The following is a 26,933-nucleotide window of genomic DNA, read 5'->3' as shown; positions in this document are numbered from 1 at the left end:
ATTTGATATCCTGAACGCTGAAATTTTTGCCAATCAAATAAGTCAGATCGAAGATCGGCAAACGATGCTGACGTTAAAAAATGTGCTAGCTGATGCCAGGAGCCTATACAACTTAATCCGACTCCAAGGCGAAGTTAAGTTCCTGCAGGAACTAGATTTCAACAAATTAAATATCCTGTATCGCGAAGCCAGCCATCGCCTAGATTTGCTCAATCTGAAAGCGGATTTAGAACAGGGTATTGATATTTCGGGGCTTCCGAATTGAGCACTAGAAAAAGTTATTTTTGAATTTCATAAAATTGGCGAAGAAGAACTGGTGCTGGCCGACCAACTAAAAGATACTCTGCGCCGGATTCGTGAAGCATTAGCTAACAATTTTGATCAACAAGATCCACAGTTCATCACTTTAAAAGAAGAACTAGAGCGTTTATTCAAGAAAAAGAAACTCAGCGAAGTCACTCAAAACGAAATGATTGCGAATATTGGTATACTTAATAAAATTCATGACCGCGTCAAAGAACTGAACCAACAGAATAATCTGCTGCGCGACAAGTACCTAGGCGACGTCAAATATGCACGCACTCATAAACGGTTGTGGGAACATGCGCGTTTCAGCGAGTCCGAGCGTAAAATCTACGTGGCATTGCTAGTGTTAAACTGAATGCGGATAATAAAGTACTGAATAACAGTAATATTTTAAACAACGAAGGTTACTTTGAGCGACAAATAGTGTCATGCGTGATCGCCCACTTTGAAGATGAGCATCATATAAAGCTGTCGGCCAAGACAGCAAACGAAATCAATTGCCTGATTGTCACAGAGTACCTGAATGAATTTAATACCGGCGCATGTATGTGGTAGAATTGGAATTTAGAAACAAAACCAAAGATCTGATAGACAGCCTAAAAAGTATTTGCGCTAACTACGGCCTTGGAAATGATGGTAATGAATTCAAAATTATTACTCAGACATTTCTGTACAAATTTCTGAACGATAAATTCGCCTTTGAAGCCAAAAAGGTCGATAAATCTGTTGCCAGCGCAGAAAGCTGAGAAGCGGCACTTAGCCAAATAAGCGAGGAGCAACTAGACAAATTACAACAAAAGATGAGTCCGGATACAGCTCACTTGAAGCCTCACCATTTTATTCGCTCGCTGTTTAGCTAACAAAATGCCGCAGATTTTGCCAAAAACTTTGACCGATACCCTGATGGATATTGCCATCACCAACAACGAAATCTTCGCAGTCAAAACTGACGGCGGCGCGAAAGTGGTGCTATTTGATCGTCTCAGCCAGTTTATCGCTGACGAATCAAAACGTGATGACTTCTGCCTGGCAATCATCAACAAGTTAATAGAATTCAGTTTCGAACGTATATTTAGTCAGAGATTTGATTTTTACGCTACTATCTTTGAATATCTGATCAAAGACTATAACAGCAATTCTGGTGATAAATATACCGAGTACTACACGCCCCATGCTGTAGCGCGTATTATGGCTGAAATTCTAGTCCCGAAAGATCAAGAGGGTAAAGTGCGTAACGTCAGCTGCTACGACCTATCAGCCGGTTCCGGTACCCTATTAATGAACGTAGCACATGCCATCGGCGAAGATCGTTGCAGTATCTATACCCAAGATATCTCGCAAAAATCCTCTAGCCTGCCGCTCCTAAACCTGATCCTCAACAACTTGGTTCACTCCATTCCAAGCGTCATTCAAGGCAATACCATACTGCACCCCCTACCATAAAGAGGGTCGGCAACTGAAACGCTTTGACTATATTGTTTCCAACCTACCGTTTAAGATGGATTTCAGCGATTTTCGCAACGACCTGGATACGAAAGAAAATCAGTAGCGTTTCTTTGCTGGTATCCCAAAAGTGCCTAAAGCAGCCAAAGATAAGATGGCCATCTATCAACTATTCCTGCAACATATCATCTGGTCGCTAAAACCAGGCGGTAAAGCGGCCATCGTGGTACCAACAGGCTTTATTACTGCCCAGTCTGGCATTGACAAAGGCATTCGGGAACATCTGGTTAAAAACAAAATGCTGGCGGGCGTCGTTTCTATTCCATCGAATATTTTTGCCACCACCGACACCAACGTTTCCATTCTGTTTATTGATGCCAACAATAAACAGAAAGTAGTGCTGATCGACGCATTGAATTTAGGCCAGAAGGTTAAAGACGGCAAAAACCAAAAAACGGTGCTGACGGATGAAAAAGAAAAGCGCATCTGTCAAGTATTTAATAACAAGTGGAACGAAGACGATTTCTCCGTCGTGGTCTCTTATGATGATATCGCTGCCAAGAATTACTCATTCAGCGCGGGGCAATATTTTGATTTCAAAATTGAATATGTCGATATTACACCGGAGTTAGTTTGCAGAAAAAATGAAAGGGTTTATTGGCAATCTGGAGAGCTTGTTCAGCCAGTCCCATGAGCTGGAAGTGGAGATTAAGAAACAGTTGGCGGGGTTGAAGTATGAGTGATCAGATAAATGCAACTCTTGGCGATTTGGTTTAGGGGAGGGGGAGGATAATTCACACTGGACCCTTCGGAAGCCAGTTTCATGCTGCGGATTATGTTTCCGAAGGCATTCCATGTATTATGCCTGTTAATATGAAAGATAATCGAGTAGAACTCTCTAAGATCGCTTTTATCTCTGAAAGGGATGCACTGAGGCTGTCAAAATATCTCGTGAAAAAGGGGGACATAGTTTATAACCGACGAGGTGATGTTAGGTTTAAAGCATTAATTAGGTCGCGTGAAGCTGGGTATTTCTGCGGTACGGAGTGTTTATTATTACGTCCGGGCGATAAACTTGATCCTGATTATCTAACTTACTATCTTAGTACACCTAAAATCCAGTCATGGATTATTAATCAAGCGGTTGGCGCTACAATGCACAATCTTAATACGGAAATTTTGTCTCGAATCCCTTTTACTGGCCCTGAAAAGGCTACGCAAAAAAAATCTCAGCAATATTACGTACAATTGACGACAAAATCGATCTCAATAACCGCATCAACTCCGAACTAGAAGCAATGGCAAAAACACTGTACAACTACTGGTTTATGCAGTTTGACTTCCCGGATGCTAATGGAAAACCATATAAAACTTCTGGTGGAAAGATGGTTTATAACTCGATTTTGAAGAAAAATATTCCATTAGGTTGGGATGTTGATCATCTTTCGAGCTGGATAAAGTCAGATAAAACTGGCGATTGGGGCAAAGAATTCAAAGAAGGTAATTATACATTACAAGTTAGTTGTATTAGGGGAGCCGATATCAGTGGATTAAGAGAAAATGGTAAAAATTCACCTCTTAATAGATATATTTTGAATAAAAATAAACATAAAATTCTATCTACATTTGATTTTATTATTGAAATTTCAGGTGGTAGCCCTAATCAATCAACAGGACGTATAGCATTTATTACTAAGGAAGTACTCGAATGTTTTGAAAACCCTATTATTTGCTCTAACTTCTGCAAAGCTATTTCATTAAAAAATAAAGAATATTTCTATAATTATCAACTCTTATGGGATAATATTTATAAAAATGGAGTTTTCTTTGGATAGGAAGGAAAAACCAGTGGTATAAAAAATCTGCTATTTGATTCCTTTATAAATAAATACTACACGTGCATTCCCCCTAAAAATCTCGCTCAAATGTTTTATAATTTTGTAGAACCATTACAGCAAAAAAACATAAACTTTTGAACGAAAATAGTAAATTAGAAATATTGAGAGACTGGCTTCTCTGAATGCTAATGAATGGGCAAGTTACAATTAAATAATCACTTTATAATCTCGTTAATTAAAAAAGGTTAATTGCTCTAATTTCAATCCACCATAATAACGTAATTTAAGCCGTTAGTTGACGAAATAATCTTAGCTCTTCAATCGCCCCATATTCAACAGAAATACTCCAACTTACATTATCAAAATCGAATACTTCCCCGTGAGAATGGAACAAATAAATAATCATAAAGTGAGTATGACAACCCGTGAGGTTAGCACGCATGCTGATATCGCTATCAATTCGCTATAAAAATTTAGCTAAGCGTTTAAGTCCTGCTCTATCTCTTTGTTTAGCTGTTGAGATGAATCGACCATATTTTTGGGGTTATAATCGATTGAACGTTTGGTAAGACTGGGATTCCAAACATAAAAAAAACATCACCTGATGTCCAGAAATGTTTTATGGTGCCGAAGGCCGGACTCGAACCGGCACACCCGAAGGCGGTTGATTTTGAATCAACTGCGTTTACCGATTTCGCCACTTCGGCATTGAGGGAGAATCGCGGAAAACGGCGCTATTATACTCGCCATCTCGTCAGGCGCAACTGTTATTGTTCGTCAATGACGTTAAGTGCTTAAAAAACAATCATCTATCTGCTTCAAGCAAGCTTTGGTCGCTGGCTGTCAGATAGCGCTCAAACTGTTGTTGTAGCGTTTTAACGAAGTTTTCTTTCAGTTCAGTGATGCAGGCTATTTGTTGCTGGTTGCTGGCGGCGATCTGTTTATCTGCAATGATACTTTTCATCATCTCGGTAACACTTTTTTCGGGCGAGAAGTAAAGAATTTCATTACCCACTTCTAGCATTATGCAATTTTGTTGGTGGCTAGTGAGTTTGATATTACTAAATTTGTCTGACCAATGCTCAGATAATGTAGTTGCCAACTTTTCCGGTAGGTAAATTTTGCTTTGCTGCTGGAGGTCAATTTTGGCCACTAAATTACCCAGTAGCTGCTCAATCACCGGTTCTGTTAATAGAAATTGAATTAATGTTTGCTCTATTTGTTTAATTATATCGTTATAAAGGTTGTGGTTGATGGTTTGGTATACATGAATAAATCAGGCAAGCGCAGTAGATGTCTGGCTGATCCCCCTTGGCAATAACCGTGAATTTTAGCCTTGCTAAATATTTGTTCTTTTTCTGCTTGCGCAGCAATAATTATTTTCTTCGCCTGTTTTTTGGCCAGGCTTATCAGTTATTGATGATAATCATGGCTCTGTTTGGACTTAGCGCGAATCAAGACATTATCTATCGCTTGAGTCAATAATTTTTCAGGTCGTGTAGGTAACATAATTAAGCGTTGCTTTTAATAATGAGTAATTAATCGGTAATATGGTAGCAAGTTGCCACTGTGGATAATTTTTATTAAACAGTAGACTAAAACGATCAGCTAATACCAAAGAGTATTTTTCAATTAATGGTTTCATTGCCCACATGCCGAACTTTGTTAGTTCATCTTGTGAATAGGATGTGGCAGTTATCGGAATAATTTGTTGTTTTTGTGGCGGTAACAGCAACTTAGCCCAGGATAAAAATTGTCTGAATGGCGCTCTGGTAACTGTTGGAGTTGATTAGCGATCATTAGCTGTGGTGATTGATATAAACCACCTAAGTATAAAGCTGCTATTGGTAGCCTAGACCAATAATTAATATATAATTGTACGTGTAAGTTATCATCAAATTCAAAATCGACCGTGGTTGGCAATTGAAAGTGCATCATTACCTGTTAGTCATATATCCGTTTTTCAGCCATTGTTAGCTTATCATATGGTGGGTAACCAAATGAGTGATGAATATAACTGGCTGGTTGATACATTATTGTTTTTATCAAATTAAAAGTTTGCTGTTTCATTGCTGTTGAGATTTTATTATTGATTGCGCGAGTTTTTTACGTTTAATTACCCAATATATTAGCCCAGCACCGATAATTAAGATAAAAAGCTATAATATATAAAAATAATATCCCTCACCTGATGTATTTTTTTCGGCTGAGAAGAAATTGGTGGTGATATTTTATGAATTAAAAATACCGTAATATATTGAGGTTCCAATTCACTAATCGCGTTTTTAATAAATGCTTTTATACCCATTTTAAATTCATCAATATCTTGCTTTTCATCATGATAAAATACGATGACAGAGGCCTTTCATCGGTGTCTACAATACGCCCGCGCATCAGCGATGCTGTCCAGTGCCATTAAAGATTGTTCAAGCCGCTGCTTAATACCTGAAATTAATCTGGCTTTTTCAATTTTCGGCGAGTTAACTAAGGCATCAGCAGGAAATAATTGAGAGATCTCAAGCCATTCTGGTGAAGGTAATTGATATTCTTGTAATAACTGTACCGCAGCCGACAAGTCCTCTTTCGCCACATTAATTTTATAGAGCCCTTTTCCTTGTGCACTTTTACTGGCCGTAATTTGATGCTTTTGTAAAACTGCCAGTACTTCATTTGCCTGTCGTTGATTCAGCGAATTAAGTAACGCTTCATCATAACAACTTGATAAAAGAAAAGTAAAAACAGATATGGTGATAAAAAAGTATAGGTGGTGAAAGAGTATTGTCACTGTTATTGCGCCTTTATAACTGTTTCAACAGTTGTTAGTGCTTTACGTGCTAATGTACTTAACAATGACATTTCAACCTGAAAATCACTTGTAATTTGCTGGATAGCAAGCAGTGAAGAGAGATCGCCTGTTTGTAATGTATCACAGTAACTTGCTGTTCAACTTGATTATGCTGTCGATATAGCTGACTAATGGCTTACTGTAACGTCATCTCTCCAGCCTCTGCTGATTCAGTCAGAACAGTAATATTATTTTATGCTACTAATATTCATCATTTATCCTTAACACATATTACCTAATATAGTCTGTGCATTCTCTTTGTGTGCTTTAATGGTTGTTGACATGAAATTCAGTAAAACACTATGTGCCGCCATCGCTGCTTGAAATTCAGCCAAATCTGCCGAATTAGATGGATCTTTCTTCAATTTTTCAATAGTATCTTTAACACTTTTTTGATATTCATCAGATGTTACTTGAGTCTCTTTAAGTATCTCCCCGATAGTACTATCATTGACTACCATAAAGGTTCTCCTTTCCAATAATGTTAATAATTAACCAGCAGGAAAATATCGATGCTCCGGTTGAACAAAAATATATTCCTTGGTAGTTTTAAGTTGCGTTTTTTCTGATTCTATTTCCCGCTCTTCAGGTAATAGAAATTGAAAAAAACCTTTTCCCAGTTGAGCTTGATAAGGTTTTAATTTCAATTGATAAATCTCATCTTCCGTCAACATTTCACTCAACTGAATTATTAATCCTTTTTCTGATAACCATAATTTATAATTTTGTACTTTATTTAAAATTTTATTATTCAGATAAATCAGATAAATCAGATAAATCAGATAAATCAGATAAATCAGATAAATCAGATAAATCAGATAAATCAGATAAATCAGATAAATCAGATAAATCAGATAAATCAGATAAATCAGATAAATCAGATAAATCAGATAATAAAATAGTATTCATATTAAATTGGCATAATTGATATTTGCTAAATAACTCTTTAATTATTTTTTGTCTGTTTATTTTTATAAACAAAAGAAACACTGTTATAATTTATTATATGGAAATAAAAATATTCAGCATTAGGAATCAATCTATTAATTTCATCAATAATTTTTTATATTATCTTTTTTACTCAAAATTGTTCACAATCAAATGACAGTAAGTTATTAATAGCTTTATTAGGAAATAAATATTTCTTATTAAGATTGACTTCATAAAAGAACACATAATAACAGAATAACAGAATAAAAACAAAACAAGCAATAAAAAAATGTCTCCTATTTTTATCAAGTGATTTTTATTTGACTTATCGGATTTCTCAATTAAATAAGACAAATTCTCACACTCATCACACCATTCTTCATCGACTCGCTTTATCGCAAATAGTGGTATTTTTTGCCAGAAAGTCGGGTAATTAAATTTAGCTTCAAATGACTTAATAGATTCATTTTGTTCATTTAAAGTATAGCTAAAACTATCTCGTTGGTTATGCACTTCAAGCAAGATAGTGTCAATAATAATCAGCTTATTTTGCTGATTGATGGGTACATAGAGCTGTATAAAATCGTCATCGTTTTTATTATGTTGCTCAAACCATTGTTGAATACATTGTTCACTGCCAACAATAATTTGATAGTGACCGGGTATTAGTAAAAAGACCATACCACTGAGTTTTCCAGTAAAAAACGAATCATATAGTTATTATTTATATTCATGGAGTTTATCTATTTTAAAGTAATTAAATATACTTTTATGATTATTTAATTTGAGATTTTATAAATAAAGAAAATACTTTAAAGACTAAATTTTATTTTTTATTTATATACTTATTTATATTTTTTCTTATGAGGAGTAGTGTATCATTTTAGCAAAAAATTTAAAGCTAACAAGTTAAACATCATATTATACAAATCACTTATATTATAAAAGACAAACAGAATCAACATTATAATTTAACTGATAAACAAATATTTTTATCCTTGGAACAAGTATCAACAATAGAACCAATTCATAACTATTGGACAATAGAAAAATCAGATATTTTTTCTTATATAAAACTGGTTGCCTATATCGATTATGCATTAACTAACCACAATCTTCCTCATTATTCTAACCAATCAATAATAACTAAAAATCATATATTTATTTTCGATTCTAGTATTGGAAAGGATATTCAAACTTTATTTATCAATTCACTACTAACCCCTTATCAGACACCATTGCGGCCAGTAATTGAAGCGATGAGGAATCATGAATGCTACTGGATAACCCATCACTTACTTAATCAAATGAAACAAAACGTTAATAATATAACGGAAATTCGCCTGAAGTATGGCATTTCAGAGACTCACTTTCGGCGCCTTTGTCATCAATATTTAGGTCTATGTGGTAAAAAACAGCTACGTTCATGGCGGGCTACTTCAGCAATCTTATCAATTATTCTAAAAAAATAAACCGCTAACCAATATAGCACTGGATTACGGTTTTAGTTTCGCTTCACATCTATCAAAAGAGATAAAAGTTATTTTTGGCGCCACACCTAAGTCATTTAGATTGATGAGGAAGTCGTTTTATGAAGATTAACTCGTTATCTAAGGCCATCCTTTCATGTTGTTTTCTATTGATTGTTTTTCCTAATCAAGCAACGACATTTTCAAATTTAAAAGAAGACGTTTTAGTTAAAGATCATATTGAACCGGACAATGATCTTTTTATTGCCGTTGATAGTCGGGTTGAACAATTTTTTGACGTATTATCCGATAAATTAAATAAACCTTTTATTCTCAGTTCCGCAGTGAAAAAGAAGCGAATTTCAGGTCGATCTGATGTTTCGTCCCCCAAAACCGCTTTTGATACTTTCATACGTAGAATGGCATTTATCTATTTTAATGATGGTAACGTCATTTATGTTTACGATGGCAGTGAAATGAAACAACAGATGCTGAATCTAAAAAAGATCGATTTCCAGCGTGTAAAAGAGTATTTGCATGCTATCGGTCTTTACGATCCACGTTATCCCTTACGTGGTGGCAGCAATAACAAAATCTTTTATGTCTCTGGGCCACCAATTTATGTGAAGTTAGTTCAAGCTGCAGCAGAATATCTGGGCCAAGAAGCACGACAATTGAAGCAGGATATTATTGAAGAAAAACGCTTTGGTAATGATTATGTTCACATCTTTACTTTAAAAAATACCTTTGTCACCGATAGAAGCTACTCTATCCGGGGAGAAAAATTAGTCTTACCTGGCATCAGTACCGTTTTACAACAACTTTTTCAATCCAACAAACAAACGGCAAGTCAAACGGATATAAAAATTGCTAACATTGACGAATAATATCAACCGGAACCCTCCTTTGTTACCCTTGTTGGCAAAGAATCAATCGAGTTAATGCCATTACCCGGTTCTAACAGTCTGTTAGCCAAAGGCAGTATTCAAGGTATTCAATTGATCAATGAAATGATCCAACAGCTTGATCAACCGAAACGACAAATTGAGCTGCCATTGTGGATCATCGATATCACCAAACATGAAGCTGATCGCCTGGGTATTGATTGGCAAAGTAGTTACCACACTAAAAATGGTAACTTTTTACTTAATACCAGCGATATTAGTGCTACGGCCGGGGTACATTTTTTAGCCAAAATACGCGCAATGAGTCTGGAAGGAAGTGCTCAACTGGTTTCCCGTCTGATTATCCTAACGCAAGAAAATATGTCTGCTATCTTTGACAACAGCACCACATTCTATATTCAAGTACGTGGAGAGCGTATTGCCACCTTAGAGTCAACCACATTTGGTATTACGATCAGTGTCGTCTCCCGCCTTTCTCCCACCGACAATGAAATTGAGATGGTTATCAATTTAGAAGATGGTGCTGAAAAAAAACCAACAACGGTGAAACAGAAAAAATCGATGCACTGCCAGTAATTAATCGCGCCAATATCAGTACAGTGGCTCGTGTAGCCCAAGGCAATAGTTTGCTGATTCGCGGTTATACCAGAGAAGATATTGATGCCAGCGAGAGTAAAATCCCATTACTTGGCAATATTCCATAGATAGTTGGATTATCTCCCTATAGCAGTAAAACCAATAAAAAAATGGTACGTATTTTTATGCTGCAACCCAGTTTGGTTAAGGAAAAAAATCTATTGAATAATTCGCTAGGCAAAAATCCATTTAAACCGGTTGATCCGCAAACACAGGCTGCTATTGACCTGCTTTATACTTATATCAATGGAGAGAATAGGTAATAAAAATGTTAGATATCAATAAAATCAATTCATCAATTTTGTTACACCAGCAATCAAAAATCCAACATTTATCTGACATTGAAACAACTAAACCTACGCCAATTATGGTAAGTCATAATCACCAGCTGTTAGATATTATGGATGATATGTCAATGGTTATGAGTCAATTCAATCGCCGACAAGATCTACAAAAAAAACAGCAGGATAGTAACAAAATAAATAGCCGTATATTGGAAGATAATGCAGATAGAAAATTGGCCACAGTGATCAAATTATTAAACAACCAAAAGAATAAATTAGCCGATATTTTAGCCTTACTGCGCCAGTTTTTTCCTGATGATAGTGACTTTGTCTCAGTGCTAAAAGAGCTTTTACGCCGACGCTATTTTTCTGCCTCATTGGCCATTGAGGTTGAAGCCGAAATCAATTCACTTTGCCAGGATACCAATCAACGAGCAAAAGCAAACCGAGCGGGTATCAATATTGCACTAAAAGCTAAACAATTTAGCTATCAAACGGCATTAAGTGCCATGAAACTACGCCAGTTATACCGCGATTTCATTAGCCAAGACATTGAGCCGCTATAGTTTTATGAGGAGTGGGCTAATCAATATGGCTTGATAAACGTTTTTTAATTATTGATTTTGTTTTGCAGTCGTTACTCTGTGATATGTAAGCGTTGTCACCTAGTTGCTGTTTTATACCCGAATTTCTGTCTATCTATACTCTTTAGGCCGGATCAAACAACTCTCTTCTGCTGACAAAATCTTTTTCGCTTACTGCTCTAATCTACCCTTTTTAATACAGCTGAAGGTTCAAGTTAGTTGGTTAGCCATTTTTATTAAGGGATTAAGTGATCCAGAAGCGATGATGGTCATCATTCAAAATATTATCGCTAATAAATAGCTAACTATTGTTATCAATCATCATATTATATTTATTCAATAACTTATGCTAGCATTTAAATCCATAACCATAGAAATCTACTTAAGTACTGAAATTAGGGAAAAAACACTATCACAATTACTTTCATTACTTGACTTACTTTATCAAAAAAAACCTTACGTCGCCTTTAATTTTCAAAGCAGGGAAAGCAATATGTTGCAATCAGTTTTGTTGCAAATTAGAAACAAGCCTGAACTTATCGTTCTTGGCATCATGATCTTAGGGATTGCCATGCTAATACTGCCATTAACTACGTATATTGTTGATCTGTTGATAGGCTTAAACATTGTCATTTCACTATTAGTGTTAATGAGTTCTTTCTACATTACCAAAATCATTCATTTCACCAGTTTTCCAGCTCTGTTGTTGATTACTACCTTATTTCGATTGGCATTATCTATTAGCACTAGCCGTCTGATCTTACTCGATGCCGATGCCGGCGACATCATTACTTCCTTTGGTCAATTTGTGATTGGTCACAATCTAGTCGTGGGATTGGTGATCTTCGCTATCGTAACCGTAGTACAGTTTATCGTGATCACCAAAATCTCTGAACGGGTAGCCGAAGTTGCTGCCCGTTTTTATCTTGACGCCATGCCCGGTAAACAGATGAGCATCGACGCTGATTTAAAATCTGGCATTATTGATAATAAAGGTGTCAAACACCGCCGTATTGAACTTGAGCAGAAGAGTCAATTATATGGCGCCTTTGATGGTGCAATGAAATTTATTAAGGGAGATGCTATTGCTGGCATTGTGATTATTTTTGTCAACTTTTTAGGTGGCATATCTGTTGGTATAGTGCAGATGGGTTTTAGTTTCAGTGAGGCATTGACAACTTATACCATGCTAACCATCAGTGACGGTTTAGTCGCCCAGATCCCCGCTTTACTCATTTCGATTAGTGCCGGTTTTATCGTTACCAGAGTGGGAGGCACGCAGAAAAATTTGGGTCAAAATATTATCAAAGAACTGTTTTCTCATGATTTTTCTTTAATTATTACCGCGGTTTTAACGTTTATTATGGGTTTTTTACCTGGCTTTCCGACACTCATATTTATTTTACTATCAATATTAATCAGCGGTTCCTATTTAAGAAAAACCTTACTTAATAAAAAAGGCTAAAAATCAGAAAAAAACTAGTGGCTAGCATAGTAGTATTAGTAACAGAGAAAATAATATTCAATAGCAATCTAATGTAGATGTCTCTTATCATGAAGCGCTGCCATTGATTATTTCAATCTCAGAGCAGCATGAAGATTATATTGAAGATAATCGATTAACCCAGTGGTTAAAAAATCAGGTCCTAATTCAATATGGCTTGTTATTACCTGACTTTATTATCAATTATTCTGCCAAATTAGAACCCTGTAAAGTCATTATCTTAGTCAATGAAGTTAGAAGCGCAGAATTTCATATTATCTTTAAAAATTATCGAGTACTCAATAAAAGCAGTGAATTTGCTCAGTTGGGTCTTAACAGCCAAATAACCCTGAAACAAGGCAAAACTTGCTACTGGGTACAACAATAAGAAAAAAATAGATTAAAACCGCTAGGCTATCTGTTTGAAAGTGATCTTCAGTCAGGTAATAACCCGTAATATCGGTGAGTTTTTTGGTATTCAAGAAACAAAAGATTTATTGGACCAATTAGAAAAGAAATATCCTGAATTCTTCAAGAACAGATATCGATTCGTAATATTAAGATAATTTTAGGCGGGCTGGTGCATGCAATGGGGTCCGAAAGAGAAAGATCCGATTATGTTAGTTGAACAAATTTGAGCACTTTTAGCACGTTACATTACAGCTAGTTTTATCTTTCAACAAAAATTGCATGTACTAATCGTTTCAGCAGAACTAGAAGAGATTATTCGCCAAGGAATACGACAAACTTCATCAGGCTCTTTTTTAAATCTCGAACCTGCTCAATTAGATGTTGTACAAGATAGGTTATTAGTCGCACTTAAAGAAAATTATACTATTCCTAAGATAGTTTTACTCTACTCAGTTAATGTACGTCGTTTTAATAACAAAAATTTTAACCAGACATTACCCGGAATACCCGGAACTGAATGTCCTCTCTTTTTCCGAGATCACAGAAGGAACTGAGGTCAATATCATAAAAACAATTTAATAAATTCAAGGACTGAATTATGCAAATGGATCTTGCTTCACTTGTCATCGATGCAATAAAAATAATAGAAAAACCACATTTATTTCCCAAAGGGCATCAACTCAATAATCATTCTACTATCACGCTTGAATTAGAAGAATTACCTGATATTCATATCGCTATGATAAATGATTTACCGATGATATGGACTAATCTGGGATATGACCAAAATGTTATTCCACAATTAAGTCAACGCTTATTCGAAACGATGATTAGTAACCATTCGCCCTTTTTTATCCAGGACAACCCGCTTATTTTCTCAATGATAAAAATGTGCTTAAATTGCGTGCAACCTTCTCAATCACAGCGCTAGAAAATGCGACGCAATTTACCGAAGCCATCGACAATTTTTTCCAACATATGCTCACTATCAACACATTGTTTATTGGTTAACCGGCAATGAATAGTAACTTTACGCCTTTCTACCAAGCTGCCTATCCGGTACACATTCAGGGAAATATTATTGAGGCACCATTAAGAAAAGTTTTTATCGGTGAGATTTGCTTATTAAAACCCTATCCTGGCAGTCTTAAAACTATTGGACAAGCTCAAGTAATCGGTTTTCATCAATAACAAGCATTACTTAGCTTAATGGGTTCTTCGTATGGCCTTTCTTTAACGACAGTCATTGAGCCAACAGGCAATACGCTCTCCATTCAATTAAATGAAACACTATTAGGAACCATGTTAGATGTTGTGGGTCAACCAATCTTACGTTTTGCGCCACCAATTGCACCTACAACTACTAGCTGCTAACACTCAGTTAATACCAACACCCCTGATTTTTTAAGTAGAAAACCTATCACTAACTATTTTGCCACCGGTATTCGTGCGATTGATGGGCTATTAGCATGCGGTGTAGGGCAAAGATTAGGCATCTTTGCCGCCGTGGGTTGTGGCAAAACCATGTTAATGAATATACTAATCAATTATGCACAAGCAGATATCTTCATTATCGCGTTGATTGGTGAAAGAGGACGAGAAGTTACTGAATTTGTTGATGAATTAAAGCATTCAGCCCGTGGCAGCCAAACTATTCTTATTAGTTCAACCTCCGATCAGCCGGCCGTTGATCGCTGCAATGCCGCCTTAGTGGCTACCACCATGGCAGAATATTTTCGTGACCAAAATAAACATGTCGTTCTTTTTATCGATTCCATTAGCCGTTATTGCCGTGCCTTGCGTGATGTGGCCCTGGCTTCATGTGAACTACCTGCTCGTAAAAGTTTTCCAGCTTTGGTTTTTGAACACCTCCCCTCATTGCTTGAACGGCCCGGCAATACACAAAAAGGTGCATTAACCGCTTTTTATACCATTTTATTGGAAAATGAAGAAGAACCCGATGCGATCAGCGATGAAATACGCTCTATTCTAGATGGTCATATTTACCTTTCTCAACAGTTAGCCGCATAAGGGCATTACCCGGCCATCGACATTTTACGTAGTACTAATCGGTTGTTTCAACAGATCACTGAGCAACAACAGCAAACAGTGGCACGAAATTTTCGTCATTATCTTACCCAGTTAGAATCATTAAAACTTTTACGGGAGTTGGGCGAGTATCACGCTGGAGAAAATCGTGGGCATGACCAAATTATCAATAAGAAAAATGCCATCGAACAGTTTCTGCAATAATCATGGCGACAATCTTATTCGTTTTCTCAATCCGTTAAGGAGCTTTATGACATCGTGGCGTAAATTTGAAACTCCGATCAAACTGCTTCAACAAAAGCAAACCAGAGTAGCGTCAGCCATCGTCCAAATTAAAGGAGAAATAGCTAATCAACAGCAGCGACAACGACAATCTTATTTTTTATTTATCAATTAATCGAACAAGCGAAGACCTTAGAGCCTGCTGGACAATTAGCCTATAACGCCTTATTTGATGGAAAAAGGAAGCAGGCGATAGTTAAAGCACAAATCAATCAAGTGCAGGCAGAAATAGCTCTAATCGACCAGAAGATAGTCAATTGGAACAACAAAAAAGCTTGCTTCAACAACAGCAGTTCGAATTGATAAAAAAGAGAAAAATTAAAGCATTGCTATCAGCAGGCAAAAAAATGCCACCGTTTAAAAACCGCTTCGCGAGAAGAGATACAATTACAGGAATTAGTAATTTATGGTTAATATTGTTACTCATCAAAGCCAACGGATTATTAGTAGTTTTTCTTATTTACCAGATAATCCGTCCACCACCTGCTCTTTATCGGATAGCCATGATGAACAGATTAATAATGCTGATTTCTCAATAGCAATTGATGAAAAATTAACCTTATTACACTCTATTTTTGCCACAGCGCTACCAGCCGAAAATACGACTTATGAAAAACAGCGACCAAAAGAGCAGGAAGAGTTGGTTACCACCGACATAATAATTCCCCTCAATCCACCGTTCTCTACAACTAAAATAACCACTGATCCCCTTCAGTCACACTATCAATACTATTCCACAATAGTCGATACCGATAAAAACAATTATCCAATTAATCGACCATTGATGAAAAAAAATGACATCGCCCTCGATATTGAGGAAAACCATCAAATCGGCGAAAAAGTTAAATCAGCAATCGGACTCAAACAACAATATGATGACAAAGCTGCTGACACAAAAATAGCTACTTTAACCGCTAACAGTGCTCATTTGAAAAACACTAGCCATAAAACGATAAAAGAACACAATTTATCACTAACGATTGTAAATGAGTTAAATAGCATAGAACCAGCAGCGCAAGAAAATTACCGCTCTCCTATAGATAATAATAACTTAGCTAATAACGATAGTGCACTTCTTTTGGCTGGCTGGCCAACCTTCCAAGCCTCAGTCAGCTACCTAAGTGACATATCGGCAGAACCAGCTGCCAAAACGCCAACAATCATTGTACCATTTAGCCATTCATCACCTGAAGCAGAATTACGTTATACATTCACTCAATGGCAAGGTACTCATCACGTTGATATTTACCGAATTGTAGATCACCATCTTCAACTTATGGCATCAAATAACTATGTTATGTCGATACTTCAGCGCCATTTAAACGAGAAAGTATCTACACAGTCAGTATCTTTATCTGACACGCTTAATATCACACTCAATGAACTACTCGATAATAGCGAAGAAATCAGGTAAGCAATCATCATGAAAGGCAAATTATCACTTAGAACCAGCAGATATGTAGATAAAAGCGCGTTATTTATCGCATTTACAGCACATTACCCCAACGAACAAATTGTTACTGATAGCCACCACTTCATATTAATTTTACAACAACCGAAATTACAGTTAACTGTTTATTTACCGATTGAGGTCGCACTTAATCAATACTTAACGATGTTAACACCACTGCCCTAGCTTTCTATTCCTGTCAGCTATCTAATTGGATTGCTACAAGAACAACTAACCACTATTTCAATTCCACAATTAGGTGAATTTCAAATTCAAGTCACACAATTTGCCTGTCTGCAAGAGCCGATTGATGCCATTAGAATAACATGTTCGCTAGGCCTGATATTGATTGTTGACACCAATGGCATTGCATCGTTAAAAGAAAATGGCCATGCCAATTTACCTTTACAGGTCAGATTTTCTATTGGCTATAGCCGATTAAAACAGCAACTTTTTCGCACTTTACAAACGGGTGATATTTTATTACTGCAACAATCCCCCAAATATCTCTTAGCGTGGAAACGTTACCGCTATTTCATTACACCTGGTAACCTAAAGGAAATATTATGTTAGAAAAGCCTATTGTCTCTGATCAGAATGATCAAAATGCCAGCCCTGAATCCTCTGCGACTATTTTTAATTTAAATCAGTTAACGTTGAAAGTGGATTTTATCTTACAACGCCAGACCTTTAGTTTGAATACGATAAAATCCTGGCAAAGTGGCACACAACTGATACTTAATCGTGATGCACATTGTGCAATCGCTTTGGAAATTAACGGCTAACCTTTTGCTAAAGGCGAATTGATCCAAGTCGGCGAACAACTTGCGGTTGAATTACACACCCTATTATCTACCGAATGAGAAGATTAGCCACCATGACAGATAATCCTATTTCTATCATCATCCTGCTGTCAATTGCCCCGCTACTTCCATTTTTGATAGCAGCAGGAACTTGTTATTTAAAGTTTTCCATTGTGTTTGTCATGGTGAGGAATGCCTTAGTGGTACAGTAAGTACCGTCCAATATGGTATTAAATGCGATTGCTTTAATTTTGTCACTATTTATCATGGCCCCATTAGCCAAAAATTTTTATCTCTATAGTGTTAATTTTCAAACACAAAATCCGCATGATTTTGCTGATCCAGTGTTACTCGATCAGTTTTTAGATGAAAGTTTACAGGATTATCGCTACTATTTACGTAAATACGCCGATCCAGAACTGGTTAATTTTTTTGTCGCTGTGCAAAAACATACTCCCCAACCAGAAAGCCAAATCGATGATTCGATAGAAAATGGTGCTTTTATCCCTCTATTAGCCGCCTATGCGCTGTGTGAAATCAAAAGCGTATTTTATTATAGGCTTTTATCCTTTGTGGTCATTGACTTAGTTGTATCAAGTATTTTACTAGCTTTAGGCATGATGATGAGCACGATTACCCTATCTGTACCTATCAAGCTGATTTTATTTGTCGCGATGGATGGCTGGTCTTTATTATCAAAAGGGCTTATTTCGCAATACTTAGATTTAATGGCGGTCAAATAATATGTACATGAGCTATACAATGAGTAAAGGCCTCTATTTGATTCTGATCCTGTCATTATTACCTGTGCTGGTTGCTACTGCTATCGGCTTACTGATTGGACTATTACAGACAGTCATCCAGATCCAGGAGCAAATATTACCTTTTAGTTTAAAACTAGTGGCTGTTTTTATCTGCTTATTAATGCAACCCGGTTGGTTGGCGGAAAAAGTGATCGCTTATGCCACTGAAATGTTCAATTTAAGTCTCACCACTCTGGGATCTGACCGCAATAATAGAACTCTATCTGCAACTACAAAATTCATTGTTCAATTATTTATTAATTTTTGCCCGTTTGGCGCTACTATTTTTTATGTTGCCTTTTTTGAGTGATCGCATACTGACCAATTTATCCTTAAAAGGGATTATCATTTTATTACTTACCCTCTGTTTATCACCATTGATAGTAATCCCAACATGGCAATCAACCAGTCAATTCATTGCATTATCTGTTGTTGAACTATTTATCGGTTTAACTATGGGTATCTTGATGGCGACACCTTTTTGGCTAGCCTCAACAATAGGTGAATTCATTGATAATCAAAGGGGAGCCAGTATTGGCGATATGCTTGATCCAACGACAAGTTCTGAATCTTCTTCACTTGCGTCATTAATCAATATGTTCTGTGTTGCATGGTTTCTCAATCAAGACGGTATGCTCGAAGTCATCGCCACAATAACCGAAAGTTACCAACAATTACCTATCGGCCGCCCAATTGATCATGTTGATTTATTCACTTTAGGCAAATGGTTAAGCCGTTTCATTATGTTAGCAATAACCCTATCAGCGCCGATATTAATCGCTCTATTTATACTAGAAATCGGCTTGGGCGTTTATTCATTATTTTGCACGCAATTAAACGCATTCTCTTTAACGTTGACTCTTAAAAGCATCGTGGCTTTTAGCCTGCTATTTATTCTGTTCAATACGACGCTACCACAAACACTTATTTCAGTGCTCCCGCCGTCAATTTCATCAATAATTATAGTGGGTAACTAATGGCAGAAAAAACAGCAAAACCAACGGCCAAAAAATTACGTGATTCAACAAAAAAAGGCCAATCCTTTAAAAGCAAAGATTTAGTTTCCGCTTGTGCCTATTTTGCTGGCATCGGTGTATTAGGGTTTTATCTCGAGTTTGAGCAATTTATTTATTTTTATCAGTATATTTTGTTAAATCCATACAATATTAACCAGCAAAGTTTTATCAATGCATTAATATCATTATTTTTATCGCCTGTCCTACCAGTGATTTTTATCAGGGCATTAGCTGCCATCATCCCATCATTGATCCAAGCAAAATTTATCCTGGCAACCGAAGCTATTAAACTAGATTTTAAAAAACTGGATATCGCGCAAGGAATAAAAAGGCTAGTAGATAAACGAACGCTCAAAAACCTTTTCAAAGCATTACTATTTTTATCAGTAGTTGTTATTTTTTCATTCAATCATATCAATTAACACTATTATTCACCCAACGAAAAACGATTTGGCATATTATTTATGATTGACGTATTTTAACGCTGAAATTTGTTTTGTTTTTTTTTGCTATTTTCACTACCTATTTTGTTGTTAGATGCCCTGTGTGAATATTTTCTCCATCACAACGATATAAAAATGGAAAAGCATGAAGTAAAACGAGAATACAAAGAAAATGAAGGTAATCCAAAAATGAAATCGGCCGGTCGCGGAGCTCATCAAGAACCACTCAACGCTGAAACTAAACCAGCAATAGCAAAATCATCAATGATATTAGCCAATCCGACCCATATTGCCGTCGGTATTTATTTTGATCCTGACAATAGCATATTACCTCTGGTGGCAGTTCGCATGGCGAACCAATATGCACTGGCGGTACAAGCCTATGCCAAAGAGATCGGTATCCCAATTGTGCGTAACATTAAACTGGCACACCAAATTTATCACCGCTATCGATTGTACGAAACCGTGGTAAAACAAGATTTACTGGATGTGATTGATATTTTTATCTAGTTAAAGCAGGTAGAAATGGCTGCAGTACTTGAAAATTCACCTATAGAGATAGAAAACCGTGAGCAAAAACCTTAATATTTACGCTTTAACTTGGCGGATTTTTGCAAGTTAAACCGTTTAAATTCATTTACTCTGTCATAAATAAAGCGAGAAGATGCTATGGAACAGCAAAATACGACCAAAACAAATGATAATAACATGAATGCTCAACTGAATGAGTATACTGAACTGGTGACAGAAGCCCTTCAGCAAGGCGCCAGCCTAAAAGATTTAGAAGGCATACCTGATGAATGGTGTTTACCGCTTTGCTTATGATTTTTATCAACAAGGTAAACTGGAAGAAGCTGAGACTTTTTTTCGTTTTCTCTGCTTATATGATTTCAATAATAGCGATTACATTATGGGATTAGCAGCGGTTAAGTAGTTACAGAAACAGTATGAAACAGCGCTTGATCTCTACGCTATAGCTTATGTACATGGTGATAATGACTATCGCCCGATGTTCTACAGTGGTCAATGTAATCTTATCATCGGTGAAAAAGAGAAAACTAAATACTGTTTTCAGAAAATCTATCAACATGCCAACGATCAAGAATTAAAGCATAAAGCACAAGCCTACATTAAATTTTTAGCAGGCTCTTTAGCAAACGATGATAAGCAAGGATGACCTAAAGATGATAGAAATTAGCCGATTAACGGCCAACAAAACACACCCGTTTACTGCCGAAAAGCAAGATATAATTGCGGATAATAATCTAGTCAACCAGTTAACCACACTACAAAAAAAATTACTCAACAAGTCAATAGTGTGATTGAAAACGAACAAAAAAAGACCACCAGTCAAAATCAATCTAGTAAAGATATACCTATCCTTACTCCACCGGCAGATAATCTTTTATCTAACGTAGATAATAATGCCAAACTACTGTTATTGATGAAACAATATCAACAATTTATCGGTAAAAATGAGATTAAAAATCTACACGAAAATCTAACTCACTGGAAAATTCAAGCACAATTGAATAATTAGATTCAACAAGCTAAAAAAGTGGAACAAATCTATCTAAAAATTGAAAAAAATCTCAGCCAGTATCGAGATGATTTTATTGACAGCTGGCTACATGTCGCCCAAAAGTTACATGAACAAACCGAGGCTGATACTAATGCACTGGCCAATCTGTTTGAAAACCAAGGACTCAGTGAACAGTTTAGGCAAGCTATCGCAGGAAAAAATCGACTCACTGACTGGCAAGAGATGAGCAACCTGTTAGAGCAAGAGTTCCCATGGCTTAAGTTAGATTTAACTAATATCAAACTGTCAGTTGATGAACTCAAGCAAAAAAACTCGCCATCACTCAATTCCTACAAGGCATTGAACGTAATCGTCTGAAACCTATCTTTAGCGATAGCACCAGCCAAACCAATAAAAAATGGCGTGATAATATGGTATTATCCATACCGAATGGTATAACGCTGTTGGCTATTCGATGGATGAGGATAAACGGAAATTATATTCTATCTCAGTCGCCCAAAGGCGCTTACAAAAGCGTGGTGCGAGATACCGAAAATCAACGTGTTCGACTGGCTGATCTCAAAAATGACACTGACATCGTTAACCAGCTTGATGAAGCAGAAAAAAGCCTATTCAGTTTAAAACTAGCTAGCTTTAAAACCTTAACAGAGCTGGAATCGCAACATTTGACAAGTAGCTCCAAACTCACTTATCTAATGGCCAAAATGCGTGAATTGCTCGGTTCCCTCACCCTAGAAAGTATGAATAGTCAACGGGAAATTTTGCAAGAAATGCAACGAATGACTGAAATTCAGGCAGAAAAACGAGCGCAGGATATTGATGAAAAAATCCGTAAAGCAGAAGAGAAGCGCGCAAATGGTTGGCGATTGGCGGCCAAATTTTTTTTTGGCGAATTGCTGCGGTTGGGGTGGTCGCCGCCGTCTTTACCGGTGGTGCCAACCAGCCTAGTGCTAGCCGCAGTCGGCATCGCCCTACTCGCTGCTGATACCATCAGCCAGGCAGCAGGTGGCTCCTTTATGAATAAAGCATTAGCGCCAGTCGGTGAGTTGATAATGAAAATGGCGCAAGAGATCTCCAACTTTTTATGCAATATCGCAATTAGCGAAGCTAAATTACGGGGAGCATCAGAAAGTGAAATCGCCGAGCTGAAAAAACAGACCAAGGAAATAACAGACATTGTCGCTACCATTACCGTTACAGTAACAATGGTTGCCACCACCATTGACTCAGCGAAATTAGCCAGCGTAGCCGGTAAAATTATCGCTGACAAATTTAAACGTGCCCTAAATCACTTGCTGGACAAAATGATTAATAATCTATTAACTAACTTAGCACGTACGGTAAGCAACAACACCAGCAAAATGATTGCTATCGCTATCAAACAAGCATTCAATAATTTACTGGATAAAATCATTAATAATGCATTAATTCATACCATGAAAAATAAATTAGCCCAATATATTAGTGCCTCGGCGATGCAAAAAAGTCTGCTTGGCCTGTCCGTTACCAATGCCAGCACAAGTGCTGCCTTAAATCTCTACGCCACTGATCTGGAAGTAGATGTTATTAAACGATTAGGTGATTTAACCGTCATTAATCAAATAATGGCTCAACTGGATAAGCTGCTTAGCCAAGTAATGGACAACTTTGCCAAAGAGATGGAAACGATCGCTGAGTTAATGCGTAAAATAGGCGAAATGGGCAGCCAAAGCCTGCATACCGGTAAATATATTACTCATAATTTAAACACTATGGCATAAAAGGACTTAACCATGAAAACTACTACTCCTTCAGTAACTAAAAGTTTTATTCCATCAATAGCGGTAAAGGATGCTAAAAACACGACAGAATCTAATCAAATTTCTGACAAATTAGTCTCTCAGCATTTAGCTAACAAAACAGCGCTGCTGTAGATTGAACAGACAACCAAAGAGCAAATCAATCAAACCAATTTACCGCTACTTACACAACCAATAGTGGAAAAAGATGCGCAAGCGATAATCGAGCGTTTAACAAAATATCCACTACATTAAGAGAACTTAACGCCAAAAGCCGTAACAACGGAGACCTACTAAAAATCACCACCCTACAATCCAGCGAAAAAGTCAAAGATAGTAAATACACCGAAGCCGGTTCACTATTAATAAGTGCTATCGCCGGTAGCTCCTTAAGTCTGGAAATGACAAATCGCCGGCGCAGGGATCAATTATAACGGGTTGTCACAAACAAACACCAACAATATTGGCAATCTACAAAATAGCTCCCTGATAGCTGGAAATGCTATTAGCAGCTTATCAAACCCAATCAGCCAAATTGCGCAACAACCCCTAGCTTCTGGGCAAATCAAAGAACAGGGTAACCAACGTATTTTAGAAACTGAGTAACAAATTAATAATCCCACTGGAGAGACCCATCAGCGGAAGAAAATATCAACGACGAAGTAAAAACAAACTGATACAAATTCTTAATAAAATGATCGAATATAGTCAATAAGCTATATCCACTATCTAAGGCAATATTAGAGCTTAATATTAGCGCGTACTTAATAATCGATGATTGAAACGAGAATTTTTATGGTCACAGCAATAAATTATTCCACGTCACATTCTGCCGGGTTTTCGTCTAGTATAGAGCACAAAAACACTGTGTCTGCATTTGCATTTATCAAAACCAATACTCAACCTATTCTACCAGCAAGTTTGACTATTTTACCGCCTGAAATAATAAAAGATCATCTCATTTACCTTAAGCCAGATGATAAATTGCGAAACAAACAAAATTTCTATTTTTATGTCATAGAAGGATCGCTAAACGATATAACAAATGGTAATAGAGAGATAGACAGTGGGATTCAAAATATAATAAATGGAAAAATAAATAAAGATCAGACATTAATAAAAAACGGCCAAATTAACCTTAACCGGCTATTATCTGATGAAAATCCGGCGCCTGTTGTAAAAAGTTATCAACAGTCACATCAGGCATTATTAGCCGCTAGCCAACAAAAACTCGCGCAAGCGGCGCAACACACATTAGCCGAAAATAGCTATCACTCATTAATCGTGATGTTTAATGATATTCAGCAAACTATTAGAGATGCTAATAAAAATTATCTACATAGTTATCACGATGTATTTAAAAATAGTATGGAAAAATTCTAGGAAATTAGTGGTTTACTTTCTGAAGTCAGTAACTATGTTAACGAAAATTCAAAAGATAACTTTATCAATTTTAAACAACAAAAAATGGTGGATGATCTTCAACAATTAATAACTAAATTATCGCAAGAGACTTGCAGTATCATTTATCAACAAGAAATTAAATTTATTCAACAGGCAGATGGCAGTTATAAAATAGTTGGCGATGACAGCGATGTGTGTTACATTGAAGAACAAGCATTGGCTATGATGAAAAGTTATAGTCAAAACTTTGAGCAAAAAATTACCAGTACCTTTATTAAAGCGCCCGATTTAGATCAAATCGACAAAAATAGTTTAACTCAAGGTATTACAATTAAAATTGATACCAAGCCACTAGAACGTGTTATAGAATAGTGAAAAATCTGCAACAACTAACCAAAGATAATCTTGAGATCTCCCTGGCTCGTTTCAATCTGGTTAATACCGCCATCAATACCACTAAAAAAGATTATTAAGCCATGCTAGATGAAATGTCACAACGCTATAATGCCGCCAATGATAACTTCGTTAAAATTTTAAGCAGTACCATCAATGCTATGTTTTAGATAGCGCCAAAAGTTTTTTACGTTAACCCCTTACCAGCTTCTATTTAAATAATAAAGAGTAGTGTGTTATGGCTACTCTTTTATCGATTCAATATTAACCACTATAAGAATTAGATTTTTGTGCTGTCAATAAAACATTATAAAATAGTTTTATAGCTTATATTCACAATTTTTCTATAATTAGAGAATTATATTATATAATACTTTTAACATCAACAACATAATCTATTTTTTCCTGCTGCCTGATGAAGGCGTTAATGAAAAATTAAATATTTATCAGGCGATTGTTTATAAAAATTTATTGATACTGGTTTATTAAGAATGCAACTATTTTGCCTAAAATTCTTTTCAGCCTTGACACTATTTTTATCGCTCACTGGTTGCTCGTCATCGACAACAGAAACAAAGCTTCCTTCAGCCAAAACTTCATCAATTTCACCAACAGCACTAGAAATTCTCAATCGTCATCAACCCATTACAGAAAAAACCACCGATTTGGTTGATCGTTTTGCTAGCCAAATTTTTGCTGAAACAAATCCACAAGGGATGGCCAATCATTGTCATCGATAATGATCAGATAGTGAGCCGCTATTACGGTAAAACTGCGTCCGGAGCGCGACAAAAACCGGGCCCTAATTCACTGATCCGCATTGCTTCATTAACCAAACTAATGGCCAGTGAAGTCATGATCAAATTAGAAGCAGATAAAAAATTACGTATTACTGATCCCCTACAAAACTACAGCTATTTTGGTACTCATATTCCTATTTACAATGGAAAATAACCTATTCGATTATATCACCTGGCGAATCATACTAGTTGGTTTACCAAGAGAGCAACCTGGCGGTAAAACCGGCCGGCCAGTATTTGTTTGGCCAACCCAATCAAACCTTTGGACATGGCTCAAAAAGGCAAAAATTAAATGTTTACCCGGAAACCAAAGCTGCTTATTCTAATCTGGCTTATGATCTATTAGCTGATGCCTTGGCAAAAGCGGCAGGAAAATCTTATAAGCAACTATTTGCCAAAAAAATTACCTTACCAGCCGAAATGTATGATACCACCTTTACACCAACTACCAATCAATGTTCTCGCCTATAATGGCCGGTTATAAATCCAGTCCATGTATTAGTACCTTAGCTGCCGCCGGTAGTGGCGGGGTTTATTCAACACCAACTGATATGCAAAGATGGATGCAACAATTTCTGTCAACCCATACGCAAGTAAGTAAAAAACCACTCAACGCGAACAAGCGATCTATTTCGCTCGCGATATACTTACTGACATTAAAAGTATGGACGTCGCAGGACATGCCGATGGTATTGGTCTTGGATGGGTTTATATGAATCCGCGCGATGGCATTCCCGGAATCTATCAAAAAACGGGTGGTGGTGGTTTTAATACCTATATGACCATGATCCCACAACAACGTATTAGTATATTTGCCGTGATTTCACTCAAAAAAGGCAGTAAATTTAGTCTGTTATAATGATTTAACTGCCGCGTTAACTATAAATCACAATAGCAATCCTTTCCAAACAACCAACCCAACCAAACAAACAAACAAACAAACAAGATTTTGCGGCAAATCTGGTCAAAAAACTGCTAGAAAGCCCTGATCATGGTTAAGCCGAATAATAAGGAATAAATTTTTTATCAGCATGG

At 36.6% G+C, this 26,933-nt stretch carries 43 protein-coding genes, 1 tRNA gene and 6 pseudogenes; 40 read left to right on the top strand and 10 right to left on the bottom strand.

Features of this window, described 5'->3' with window-relative positions:
* Positions 1 to 64: 64 nt before the first annotated feature.
* From ARADI_RS18360 to ARADI_RS18335, 5 genes and pseudogenes are all read left to right on the top strand, one after another.
* Positions 65 to 265, top strand: a complete 201-nt coding sequence (locus ARADI_RS18360; protein WP_238149389.1) for a hypothetical protein — start codon at positions 65 to 67, stop codon at positions 263 to 265.
* 51 nt (positions 266 to 316) lie between these two features.
* Positions 317 to 661, top strand: coding sequence for a hypothetical protein (locus ARADI_RS18355; RefSeq protein WP_238149388.1), 345 nt, complete (start codon positions 317 to 319; stop codon positions 659 to 661).
* A gap of 193 nt (positions 662 to 854) precedes the next feature.
* Positions 855 to 2,492 (top strand): annotated as a pseudogene (locus ARADI_RS21065) (HsdM family class I SAM-dependent methyltransferase).
* A gap of 118 nt (positions 2,493 to 2,610) precedes the next feature.
* Positions 2,611 to 3,042 carry a restriction endonuclease subunit S gene (locus ARADI_RS10910; protein WP_202864204.1) on the top strand — a complete coding sequence of 144 codons (432 nt, stop codon included), beginning with the start codon at positions 2,611 to 2,613 and terminating at the stop codon, positions 3,040 to 3,042.
* 5 nt (positions 3,043 to 3,047) lie between these two features.
* Entirely contained in the window at positions 3,048 to 3,584 is a 537-nt protein-coding gene (locus ARADI_RS18335) for a hypothetical protein (protein ID WP_238149384.1), read from the top strand.
* 286 nt (positions 3,585 to 3,870) lie between these two features.
* Here ARADI_RS18335 and ARADI_RS10900 read toward each other — a convergent pair whose 3' ends face one another.
* The 4 genes from ARADI_RS10900 to ARADI_RS10885 all read right to left on the bottom strand — a co-directional run bounded on the left by ARADI_RS10900 (position 3,871) and on the right by ARADI_RS10885 (position 5,322).
* Positions 3,871 to 4,029, bottom strand: a complete 159-nt coding sequence (locus tag ARADI_RS10900; RefSeq protein ID WP_182853205.1) for a hypothetical protein — start codon at positions 4,027 to 4,029, stop codon at positions 3,871 to 3,873.
* A 180-nt stretch (positions 4,030 to 4,209) separates the two neighbouring features.
* Positions 4,210 to 4,294 (bottom strand) — tRNA-Leu (locus ARADI_RS10895).
* 98 nt (positions 4,295 to 4,392) lie between these two features.
* On the bottom strand, positions 4,393 to 4,767 hold the full coding sequence (locus tag ARADI_RS10890; RefSeq protein ID WP_119712074.1) for a hypothetical protein: 375 nt from the start codon (positions 4,765 to 4,767) through the stop codon (positions 4,393 to 4,395).
* 309 nt (positions 4,768 to 5,076) lie between these two features.
* Positions 5,077 to 5,322, bottom strand: a complete 246-nt coding sequence (locus ARADI_RS10885) for a hypothetical protein (RefSeq protein ID WP_119712073.1) — start codon at positions 5,320 to 5,322, stop codon at positions 5,077 to 5,079.
* A 181-nt stretch (positions 5,323 to 5,503) separates the two neighbouring features.
* On the opposite strand from ARADI_RS10885, the gene ARADI_RS10880 reads away from it, so the two are divergent.
* Complete coding sequence (locus ARADI_RS10880; RefSeq protein WP_182853204.1) at positions 5,504 to 5,641, top strand: hypothetical protein; 138 nt, start codon at positions 5,504 to 5,506, stop codon at positions 5,639 to 5,641.
* 311 nt (positions 5,642 to 5,952) lie between these two features.
* Here the strand turns inward: ARADI_RS10880 and ARADI_RS10875 are convergent, their stop codons facing one another.
* The 6 genes and pseudogenes from ARADI_RS10875 to ARADI_RS10850 form a co-directional block, all read right to left on the bottom strand.
* Entirely contained in the window at positions 5,953 to 6,372 is a 420-nt protein-coding gene (locus ARADI_RS10875; protein ID WP_182853203.1) for a hypothetical protein, read from the bottom strand.
* A 2-nt stretch (positions 6,373 to 6,374) separates the two neighbouring features.
* Positions 6,375 to 6,500, bottom strand: a pseudogene (gene sctI / locus ARADI_RS21060) (type III secretion system inner rod subunit SctI); the annotation flags it as partial.
* A gap of 153 nt (positions 6,501 to 6,653) precedes the next feature.
* Complete coding sequence (locus ARADI_RS10865) at positions 6,654 to 6,893, bottom strand: EscF/YscF/HrpA family type III secretion system needle major subunit (RefSeq protein ID WP_119712071.1); 240 nt, start codon at positions 6,891 to 6,893, stop codon at positions 6,654 to 6,656.
* 30 nt (positions 6,894 to 6,923) lie between these two features.
* The gene (locus ARADI_RS10860) at positions 6,924 to 7,115 is read right to left on the bottom strand and encodes a hypothetical protein (RefSeq protein ID WP_119712070.1); all 192 of its coding nucleotides are present in this window, start codon (positions 7,113 to 7,115) and stop codon (positions 6,924 to 6,926) included.
* Positions 7,116 to 7,179: 64 nt separating this feature from the next.
* Entirely contained in the window at positions 7,180 to 7,413 is a 234-nt protein-coding gene (locus tag ARADI_RS10855) for a hypothetical protein (RefSeq protein WP_147392401.1), read from the bottom strand.
* Between the two features lie 96 nt (positions 7,414 to 7,509).
* Positions 7,510 to 8,043 carry a hypothetical protein gene (locus ARADI_RS10850; RefSeq protein WP_119712069.1) on the bottom strand — a complete coding sequence of 178 codons (534 nt, stop codon included), beginning with the start codon at positions 8,041 to 8,043 and terminating at the stop codon, positions 7,510 to 7,512.
* Positions 8,044 to 8,360: 317 nt separating this feature from the next.
* On the opposite strand from ARADI_RS10850, the gene ARADI_RS10845 reads away from it, so the two are divergent.
* From ARADI_RS10845 to ampH, 34 genes and pseudogenes are all read left to right on the top strand, one after another.
* Positions 8,361 to 8,834 carry a hypothetical protein gene (locus ARADI_RS10845; protein WP_119712068.1) on the top strand — a complete coding sequence of 158 codons (474 nt, stop codon included), beginning with the start codon at positions 8,361 to 8,363 and terminating at the stop codon, positions 8,832 to 8,834.
* 119 nt (positions 8,835 to 8,953) lie between these two features.
* Positions 8,954 to 9,718 (top strand): hypothetical protein, encoded by a 765-nt coding sequence (locus ARADI_RS10840; protein ID WP_119712067.1) that lies wholly within the window; start codon positions 8,954 to 8,956, stop codon positions 9,716 to 9,718.
* A 54-nt stretch (positions 9,719 to 9,772) separates the two neighbouring features.
* Entirely contained in the window at positions 9,773 to 10,312 is a 540-nt protein-coding gene (locus tag ARADI_RS10835) for a secretin GspD/PilQ domain-containing protein (RefSeq protein ID WP_119712066.1), read from the top strand.
* A 23-nt stretch (positions 10,313 to 10,335) separates the two neighbouring features.
* Positions 10,336 to 10,440: a hypothetical protein gene (locus tag ARADI_RS10830; RefSeq protein ID WP_238149383.1), complete on the top strand. Its 105-nt coding sequence runs from the start codon at positions 10,336 to 10,338 to the stop codon at positions 10,438 to 10,440.
* A 42-nt stretch (positions 10,441 to 10,482) separates the two neighbouring features.
* Positions 10,483 to 10,635 carry a hypothetical protein gene (locus ARADI_RS10825; RefSeq protein WP_182853202.1) on the top strand — a complete coding sequence of 51 codons (153 nt, stop codon included), beginning with the start codon at positions 10,483 to 10,485 and terminating at the stop codon, positions 10,633 to 10,635.
* Positions 10,636 to 10,640: 5 nt separating this feature from the next.
* Positions 10,641 to 11,222, top strand: a complete 582-nt coding sequence (locus tag ARADI_RS10820) for an HrpJ domain-containing protein (protein WP_119712064.1) — start codon at positions 10,641 to 10,643, stop codon at positions 11,220 to 11,222.
* A gap of 103 nt (positions 11,223 to 11,325) precedes the next feature.
* Complete coding sequence (locus tag ARADI_RS10815; RefSeq protein WP_119712063.1) at positions 11,326 to 11,541, top strand: hypothetical protein; 216 nt, start codon at positions 11,326 to 11,328, stop codon at positions 11,539 to 11,541.
* Between the two features lie 192 nt (positions 11,542 to 11,733).
* Positions 11,734 to 13,713: pseudogene (locus ARADI_RS18330) on the top strand (EscV/YscV/HrcV family type III secretion system export apparatus protein).
* 19 nt (positions 13,714 to 13,732) lie between these two features.
* Complete coding sequence (locus tag ARADI_RS10795) at positions 13,733 to 14,065, top strand: InvB/SpaK family type III secretion system chaperone (protein WP_119712059.1); 333 nt, start codon at positions 13,733 to 13,735, stop codon at positions 14,063 to 14,065.
* Between the two features lie 86 nt (positions 14,066 to 14,151).
* Complete coding sequence (locus ARADI_RS21765) at positions 14,152 to 14,325, top strand: hypothetical protein (RefSeq protein ID WP_439647107.1); 174 nt, start codon at positions 14,152 to 14,154, stop codon at positions 14,323 to 14,325.
* Between the two features lie 18 nt (positions 14,326 to 14,343).
* Positions 14,344 to 14,508: a hypothetical protein gene (locus ARADI_RS21760; RefSeq protein ID WP_439647106.1), complete on the top strand. Its 165-nt coding sequence runs from the start codon at positions 14,344 to 14,346 to the stop codon at positions 14,506 to 14,508.
* 45 nt (positions 14,509 to 14,553) lie between these two features.
* Complete coding sequence (locus ARADI_RS21755; RefSeq protein WP_439647111.1) at positions 14,554 to 15,165, top strand: hypothetical protein; 612 nt, start codon at positions 14,554 to 14,556, stop codon at positions 15,163 to 15,165.
* A 42-nt stretch (positions 15,166 to 15,207) separates the two neighbouring features.
* A complete protein-coding gene (locus tag ARADI_RS21750; RefSeq protein WP_439647105.1) occupies positions 15,208 to 15,387 on the top strand; it encodes a hypothetical protein in 180 nt (59 codons plus the stop codon).
* A complete protein-coding gene (locus ARADI_RS10785) occupies positions 15,362 to 15,580 on the top strand; it encodes a hypothetical protein (RefSeq protein ID WP_182853201.1) in 219 nt (72 codons plus the stop codon). Before ARADI_RS21750 ends, ARADI_RS10785 begins: the two co-directional genes overlap by 26 nt.
* A 291-nt stretch (positions 15,581 to 15,871) precedes the next feature.
* Positions 15,872 to 16,879, top strand: coding sequence for a SpaN/EivJ family type III secretion system needle length determinant (locus ARADI_RS10780; RefSeq protein WP_119712058.1), 1,008 nt, complete (start codon positions 15,872 to 15,874; stop codon positions 16,877 to 16,879).
* A 9-nt stretch (positions 16,880 to 16,888) separates the two neighbouring features.
* Complete coding sequence (locus tag ARADI_RS10775) at positions 16,889 to 17,101, top strand: hypothetical protein (RefSeq protein ID WP_119712057.1); 213 nt, start codon at positions 16,889 to 16,891, stop codon at positions 17,099 to 17,101.
* Positions 17,102 to 17,131: 30 nt separating this feature from the next.
* Positions 17,132 to 17,488 (top strand): hypothetical protein, encoded by a 357-nt coding sequence (locus ARADI_RS10770; protein WP_119712056.1) that lies wholly within the window; start codon positions 17,132 to 17,134, stop codon positions 17,486 to 17,488.
* The gene (locus ARADI_RS10765) at positions 17,482 to 17,700 is read left to right on the top strand and encodes a hypothetical protein (protein ID WP_119712055.1); all 219 of its coding nucleotides are present in this window, start codon (positions 17,482 to 17,484) and stop codon (positions 17,698 to 17,700) included. The genes ARADI_RS10770 and ARADI_RS10765 overlap by 7 nt, the downstream gene beginning before the upstream one ends.
* A 92-nt stretch (positions 17,701 to 17,792) precedes the next feature.
* Positions 17,793 to 18,461: pseudogene (locus ARADI_RS10760) on the top strand (EscR/YscR/HrcR family type III secretion system export apparatus protein).
* Between the two features lies 1 nt (position 18,462).
* Positions 18,463 to 18,831: a type III secretion system export apparatus subunit SctS gene (gene sctS / locus ARADI_RS21740; RefSeq protein ID WP_182853200.1), complete on the top strand. Its 369-nt coding sequence runs from the start codon at positions 18,463 to 18,465 to the stop codon at positions 18,829 to 18,831.
* The gene (sctT, locus tag ARADI_RS10750) at positions 18,764 to 19,498 is read left to right on the top strand and encodes a type III secretion system export apparatus subunit SctT (protein ID WP_182853199.1); all 735 of its coding nucleotides are present in this window, start codon (positions 18,764 to 18,766) and stop codon (positions 19,496 to 19,498) included. Before sctS ends, sctT begins: the two co-directional genes overlap by 68 nt.
* Positions 19,498 to 20,490 (top strand): annotated as a pseudogene (locus tag ARADI_RS18325) (EscU/YscU/HrcU family type III secretion system export apparatus switch protein). The gene sctT and the pseudogene ARADI_RS18325 overlap by 1 nt, the downstream one beginning before the upstream one ends.
* A 159-nt stretch (positions 20,491 to 20,649) precedes the next feature.
* Entirely contained in the window at positions 20,650 to 20,805 is a 156-nt protein-coding gene (locus ARADI_RS21055; protein WP_369407014.1) for a hypothetical protein, read from the top strand.
* Positions 20,777 to 20,914 carry a tetratricopeptide repeat protein gene (locus ARADI_RS21050; RefSeq protein ID WP_369407013.1) on the top strand — a complete coding sequence of 46 codons (138 nt, stop codon included), beginning with the start codon at positions 20,777 to 20,779 and terminating at the stop codon, positions 20,912 to 20,914. Before ARADI_RS21055 ends, ARADI_RS21050 begins: the two co-directional genes overlap by 29 nt.
* Before the next feature lie 75 nt (positions 20,915 to 20,989).
* Positions 20,990 to 21,157 carry a hypothetical protein gene (locus ARADI_RS21045; protein WP_369407012.1) on the top strand — a complete coding sequence of 56 codons (168 nt, stop codon included), beginning with the start codon at positions 20,990 to 20,992 and terminating at the stop codon, positions 21,155 to 21,157.
* Positions 21,158 to 21,164: 7 nt separating this feature from the next.
* Positions 21,165 to 21,302, top strand: coding sequence for a hypothetical protein (locus ARADI_RS10730; RefSeq protein WP_182853197.1), 138 nt, complete (start codon positions 21,165 to 21,167; stop codon positions 21,300 to 21,302).
* Positions 21,299 to 21,520, top strand: a complete 222-nt coding sequence (locus tag ARADI_RS10725; protein WP_119712051.1) for a hypothetical protein — start codon at positions 21,299 to 21,301, stop codon at positions 21,518 to 21,520. The genes ARADI_RS10730 and ARADI_RS10725 overlap by 4 nt, the downstream gene beginning before the upstream one ends.
* A gap of 18 nt (positions 21,521 to 21,538) precedes the next feature.
* Positions 21,539 to 21,880, top strand: coding sequence for a hypothetical protein (locus tag ARADI_RS10720; RefSeq protein WP_119712050.1), 342 nt, complete (start codon positions 21,539 to 21,541; stop codon positions 21,878 to 21,880).
* A gap of 53 nt (positions 21,881 to 21,933) precedes the next feature.
* On the top strand, positions 21,934 to 23,283 hold the full coding sequence (sctE, locus tag ARADI_RS10715; protein ID WP_119712049.1) for a type III secretion system translocon subunit SseC family protein: 1,350 nt from the start codon (positions 21,934 to 21,936) through the stop codon (positions 23,281 to 23,283).
* Positions 23,284 to 23,295: 12 nt separating this feature from the next.
* Complete coding sequence (locus tag ARADI_RS10710; RefSeq protein WP_182853196.1) at positions 23,296 to 23,436, top strand: hypothetical protein; 141 nt, start codon at positions 23,296 to 23,298, stop codon at positions 23,434 to 23,436.
* Positions 23,437 to 23,739: 303 nt separating this feature from the next.
* Positions 23,740 to 23,907: a hypothetical protein gene (locus tag ARADI_RS10705; protein WP_182853195.1), complete on the top strand. Its 168-nt coding sequence runs from the start codon at positions 23,740 to 23,742 to the stop codon at positions 23,905 to 23,907.
* Positions 23,908 to 24,168: 261 nt separating this feature from the next.
* On the top strand, positions 24,169 to 24,684 hold the full coding sequence (locus ARADI_RS10700) for a hypothetical protein (protein WP_119712048.1): 516 nt from the start codon (positions 24,169 to 24,171) through the stop codon (positions 24,682 to 24,684).
* Between the two features lie 84 nt (positions 24,685 to 24,768).
* The gene (locus ARADI_RS10695) at positions 24,769 to 25,077 is read left to right on the top strand and encodes a hypothetical protein (protein WP_119712047.1); all 309 of its coding nucleotides are present in this window, start codon (positions 24,769 to 24,771) and stop codon (positions 25,075 to 25,077) included.
* Positions 25,078 to 25,589: 512 nt separating this feature from the next.
* Positions 25,590 to 26,754 (top strand): annotated as a pseudogene (ampH, locus tag ARADI_RS10690) (D-alanyl-D-alanine-carboxypeptidase/endopeptidase AmpH); the annotation flags it as partial.
* Between the last annotated feature and the right edge of the window lie 179 nt (positions 26,755 to 26,933).

This window comes from Arsenophonus endosymbiont of Aleurodicus floccissimus (assembly GCF_900343025.1).
GTDB lineage: Bacteria > Pseudomonadota > Gammaproteobacteria > Enterobacterales > Enterobacteriaceae > Arsenophonus.
This window is presented reverse-complemented; position numbering and strand designations above follow the sequence as displayed.